The sequence below is a fragment of the Ideonella sp. genome (assembly GCF_044358605.1).
In the GTDB taxonomy this organism is placed as follows: domain Bacteria; phylum Pseudomonadota; class Gammaproteobacteria; order Burkholderiales; family Burkholderiaceae_C; genus Ideonella.
This window is the reverse complement of record NZ_JBIKNQ010000108.1, coordinates 1-4,307: the sequence shown is the minus strand read 5'-3', so window position 1 is coordinate 4,307 and position 4,307 is coordinate 1. Positions and strand designations below refer to the sequence as shown.

Annotated in this window: 5 protein-coding genes and 1 tRNA gene; 4 read left to right on the top strand and 2 right to left on the bottom strand. The window is 63.8% G+C overall.

All coding sequences use genetic code 11. From position 1 onward, the window contains the following. Positions 1–202 precede the first annotated feature (202 nt). Positions 203–287, top strand: a tRNA-Leu gene (locus tag ACIQ3Q_RS22040). Between the two features lie 52 nt (positions 288–339). Further along, complete coding sequence (locus tag ACIQ3Q_RS22035; protein ID WP_396271385.1) at positions 340–1,050, top strand: rhomboid family intramembrane serine protease; 711 nt, start codon at positions 340–342, stop codon at positions 1,048–1,050. A 25-nt stretch (positions 1,051–1,075) separates the two neighbouring features. On the opposite strand, the gene ACIQ3Q_RS22030 is transcribed toward ACIQ3Q_RS22035, so the two are convergent. Next, positions 1,076–1,978: an SDR family oxidoreductase gene (locus ACIQ3Q_RS22030; protein ID WP_396271384.1), complete on the bottom strand. Its 903-nt coding sequence runs from the start codon at positions 1,976–1,978 to the stop codon at positions 1,076–1,078. A 177-nt stretch (positions 1,979–2,155) separates the two neighbouring features. Here ACIQ3Q_RS22030 and ACIQ3Q_RS22025 point away from each other — a divergent pair, with 177 nt between their 5' ends. Then, positions 2,156–3,187 (top strand): CDP-6-deoxy-delta-3,4-glucoseen reductase, encoded by a 1,032-nt coding sequence (locus ACIQ3Q_RS22025; protein ID WP_396271383.1) that lies wholly within the window; start codon positions 2,156–2,158, stop codon positions 3,185–3,187. A gap of 5 nt (positions 3,188–3,192) precedes the next feature. Then, complete coding sequence (locus tag ACIQ3Q_RS22020) at positions 3,193–3,543, top strand: hypothetical protein (RefSeq protein WP_396271382.1); 351 nt, start codon at positions 3,193–3,195, stop codon at positions 3,541–3,543. Here ACIQ3Q_RS22020 and ACIQ3Q_RS22015 read toward each other — a convergent pair. Next, the coding region (locus tag ACIQ3Q_RS22015) for a LysR substrate-binding domain-containing protein (RefSeq protein WP_396271381.1) at positions 3,521–4,307 on the bottom strand (787 nt) is incomplete at its 5' end. The genes ACIQ3Q_RS22020 and ACIQ3Q_RS22015 overlap by 23 nt on opposite strands.

Here is a 4,307-nt window from a genome sequence, read left to right as displayed (position 1 = left end):
CGAAACGCACTCAACTCAGACTTTAAGTCGGGCGCCAAAGCTGCATGATCAAGGCGGTTTTTCAGCAGCCTGCTAGGGATGGGGGCGACGCATAAAGTCATCCCCAATCACGCAATTTTCAAAACCGCCAGAAGCTTGTGCCATAATGTCGGACTACGTGATGCACAGCGCGGCCCAGTGCCAAGCCAAGCCCACACACCGTGCCCGGGTGGCGAAATCGGTAGACGCAAGGGATTCAAAATCCCTCGCCGCAAGGCGTGTCGGTTCGAGTCCGACCCCGGGCACCACCTCTCAGTCGGTTTCCCCCCGACTTCGCGACAAAAGCTCCTGCGAGTGACTATGCCGCCTCTTCCCCGCCTCACCAAGATCTTGCTGCTGACCTGCGGCGCGCTGTTCCTCATCGAGTCTTTGCTCGGTAGCAGCTTTGCGCTGGACCGCTGGTTTGGCCTGTGGTCCATCAACTCAGGCAACTTCATGCCTTGGCAGTTGGTGAGCTATGCCTTGCTGCACAACAGCATCAGCCATTTGGTCTTCAACATGCTGGGGCTGTGGATGTTTGGCTCTGAGCTGGAACGCCTTTGGGGCGATCGCCGCTACGGCCAATTGCTGCTGGCCGCCACCCTGACGGCGGGCTTGGCTCAACTGACCATGGGCTTCTTGTCGCCGGGAGCCAGTGTAACCGTGGGGGCATCCGGTGCCACCTATGGCCTGCTCTTGGCATATGCCCTGACCTTCCCGCGCAAGCAGTTCGACCTCGTCGGCTTCTTGCCCATGGTCTTGATGATCATGCCCGGCCAGTTGTTCTACACCCTGGGCCTGATCCTGTTTGTGGTGTTGTTCACCAACCGATCCCTGATTCCCATCCCTCCCCTGCCCATTCCTGCGCTGCAGATGGTCATGATCTTCGGTGGCTTAGAGTTGCTGATGGGCGTGATGTTCTCGCGCTCCGGCATTGCCCACTTCGCCCACTTGGGTGGCATGCTCGGCGCTTGGCTGATGCTGCGCTACTGGCGCGGCCAGCCGCCCTTCAGCGCCAAAAAGCGCTGGTGAGAGGCCGCTGCGCGCTGGGGCCCTCTCAGCGCCCCGCCTTGAGCGCCGCCTGAACCGTTGGGTACTGCAGGCCCAAGCGCAGTTCGCGCTTCAGGCGCGCGTTGCGCAGGCGACGCGATTCACTCAAAAAACTCATCTGCATAGGCGACAGCGCTTGCGTCGCTTCTGCCCGGCTTAGGCGCGGTGAGCGTGGCAGGCCGTAGTGGTCGGCCACCGCATCAAAGTGGTCACCCATCGCCAAGGTGCTGTCATCACTGACATTGATCACCCGCTGCGGCAGGCCTCGCCACAAGGCCGCAACACAAGCACGCGCCAGATCATCGGCGTGGATGTGGTTGGTGTAGACATCGTCTTCAGCGCGCAGCACGGGCGCGCCACGCTGCACCCGGTCTTTGGGGTCGCCACCCACACGGTCTGCTGCATAGATGCCGGGGATGCGCAGCACACAGGCCCGCAAGCCCAGCGCACGGCCAGCCCAGCGCACGCGCCGCTCGGCATCTACCCGCCGCCAGGCGCGGTCGGTACTCGGGTTCACCGCTCGGGTTTCATCCAGCCAGGCGCCTTGGGCATCGCCATAGACACCACTGGTGCTGCCATACACCAGACATTGCGGCAGGCTGCGCCGGGCCAAGGCCTGGATCAAGCGTTGCGTGCGGCCATCGGCCTGACCCTGAGATGGCGGCGGGGCCAAGTGCAGCACCGCATCGGCCACGCCGGCCAAGCGGGCCAAGCTCGCGGCATCATCCAAGTTGCCGATCAAGGGCGTGGCCCCGGCGCCTCGCAGCTCCGCCACACGGTCGGCAGACGAGGTCAGCGCCAGCACCCGCCAGCGGCCCTGCAGCAAGCGCAGCACGCGCAGGCCGACATCGCCGCAACCGACGATCAACAACACCGGCTTGCGGTGGCGGGACGAGCGAATCAGGGACATGGCGGGATGGGGGACAATTCCGAGCTGTTGAACGGTGAGCCCAGTGTACGGGCCTCGCCTTCTGAGCCCCCCCAAGGGACGGGCGTTGCCCGTCCCGGCCCCCCACGGGGGCGCAAGAAAACTTGGGGCGGCCCAGCGTTTTTTTGAGAGTTGTCCGACACAGCCCGCCACACCATCATGACGTTTCGCATCACCCTCACCCCTTCCGAGCGCAGCTTTGACGTGGCTCGCGATGAGCCCATCTTGAACGCGGCCATCCGGCAGGGCATCGGCCTGCCCTATGGCTGCAAAGACGGTGTGTGTGGCTCCTGCAAGAGCCGCCTGCTAGACGGCCGCGTGATCCACGGCGCCCATCAAGAAAAAGCCCTGTCGGCTGCAGAAGAAGCGGCCGGGCTGATCCTGACCTGCTGCGCCACGCCCACCACCGACTGCACCGTCGAAGCCAAGAGCGTGCCGGGCTTGGGTGAGCACCCCATCCTCAAAATGCCGGGCCGCATCTTGAGCCTGAACAAGGCCGCGCCCGATGTGATGGTGATGCGGGTGCAATTACCGGCGAATCAGAACTTCAGCTACCACGCTGGCCAGTATGTGGAGTTCATCTTGCGTGACGGCAGCCGCCGCAGCTATTCCATGGCCAACGCGCCGCACAACCTGGGCACGCCGCCCGCCATCGAGCTGCACATCCGCCACATGCCGGGCGGCAAGTTCACCGACCAGGTGTTCAGCACCTTGAAGGAAAAAGACATCGTCCGCATGGAAGGCCCGTTTGGCAGCTTCTTCCTGCGCGAAGAGTCCGACAAACCCATCATCCTGCTGGCCTCGGGCACGGGCTTCGCGCCCATCAAGGCCCTGATCGAGCGCCTGCAACAACAAGGCATCACCCGCCCCACCAGCCTGTACTGGGGCTGCCGCAGCCAGGCTGACCTTTACCTACTGGACTGGGCACGCCAAGCTGATGCCCAGATGCCCCACCTGACCTTCCACCCCGTGCTCTCCGAGCCCGACGCTGGCTGGACAGGCCGCACCGGCTTTGTCCACCAAGCGGTGATGGCCGACTGGCCCAGCCTCAAAGGCCATCAGGTCTATGCCTGCGGAGCCCCGGTCATGGTGGAAAGCGCACAGCGCGATTTCGCCGCGCAGTGTGGGCTGCCTGCGGAGGAGTTCTACGCCGATAGCTTTACGTCAGAGGCGGATAAGGCTAAGGGCTGAGCTTCATGCGCCAAAGCCGAGATGACATCGACCTAAGCTATCGCGTCGGCGCTGGATCTATCGGCCTCTTCGCAGGGGGTGTGTTCGGCTTGTGCTTGGCTTTCGCCCTGATGGCTGCAGGCTTGGCCAATACCGATCTCGCGATGCCGGTGTTGGGCGGTGCTTTGGCTGGTGCCGTCAGCGGACTGCTGATGCCACGCGACACCATGGATGTAGTGGAAGCACTGCTTCACTTCGTCTTCGGCTATGTTTTGGCACGAACGGATTTCACCGACGCCCATGCGCCACGACACTTGCGCTTGGCCTTCCTTTTCGGCTCATTGACCGCCTTGCTCACGCTTGTGTTGTTGCTGTAGGGGCCGTGACCTTGGAGAGCCACCCCTGAAACTGGATCAGCGCCGGCATCTCCGCCTTGTGCGCCGGGTAGATCAGCCGATACGCCCGCCCGCTGTCTTGCACATGCGGCAGCAGTTGCACCAAGCGGCCACTCGCCAACTCGCGCTCCACCAGCAGGCTGGGCACCAAAGCCGCACCCAGGCCTTGGGCGGCGGCTTCGGTGAGCATGGAGAACAGCTCCATGCGGGCACCGGCCATGTCGTGCTCAACCTTGAGCCCCTGCGACTCAAACCACTGGCGCCAGGCATAGGGCCGGGTGCTGGCTTGCAGCAAGGGCAAGCGGGCCACATCTGCCGCGCTTTGGCAGGGCTGGCCTGCTAGATTTCGTGTGACCAAACTGGGGGCGGCCACCGCGATCAAATGCTCGGGCATCAGCACCTGGCCGATGGTGCCGGGCCAGAATGATTCACCGGGGTGAATGGCGGCATCCAGCGGCGTGTCTTCAAACAAAAAGGGCCGCGTGCGCGGCGTGAGGTGCACGGTGATGCCGGGGTGCAGCACCTGGAATTGAGCTAAGCGGGGAATGAGCCATTGCGTGGCAAAGGTGGGCACCACGGCCAACTCCAAGGCGCCTACGGCCTCTCCCAAACCGGCTTGGGACATCAGGTCCAGGGTGTCACGCTCAACCTCGTCCAAGCGGGTCGCCACGCTGCGGGCATAGCGTTGCCCGGCTTCGGTCAACAGCACGCCACGCTGGCCCCGCCGAAACAAGGCCACGCCCAAG

Coding starts and splice junctions, on each gene's coding strand:
- ACIQ3Q_RS22035 (WP_396271385.1), top strand. CDS start 340: ATGCCGCCTCTTCCCCGCCTCACCAAGATCTTGCTGCTGACCTGCGGC.
- ACIQ3Q_RS22030 (WP_396271384.1), bottom strand. CDS start 1,978: ATGTCCCTGATTCGCTCGTCCCGCCACCGCAAGCCGGTGTTGTTGATC.
- ACIQ3Q_RS22025 (WP_396271383.1), top strand. CDS start 2,156: ATGACGTTTCGCATCACCCTCACCCCTTCCGAGCGCAGCTTTGACGTG.
- ACIQ3Q_RS22020 (WP_396271382.1), top strand. CDS start 3,193: ATGCGCCAAAGCCGAGATGACATCGACCTAAGCTATCGCGTCGGCGCT.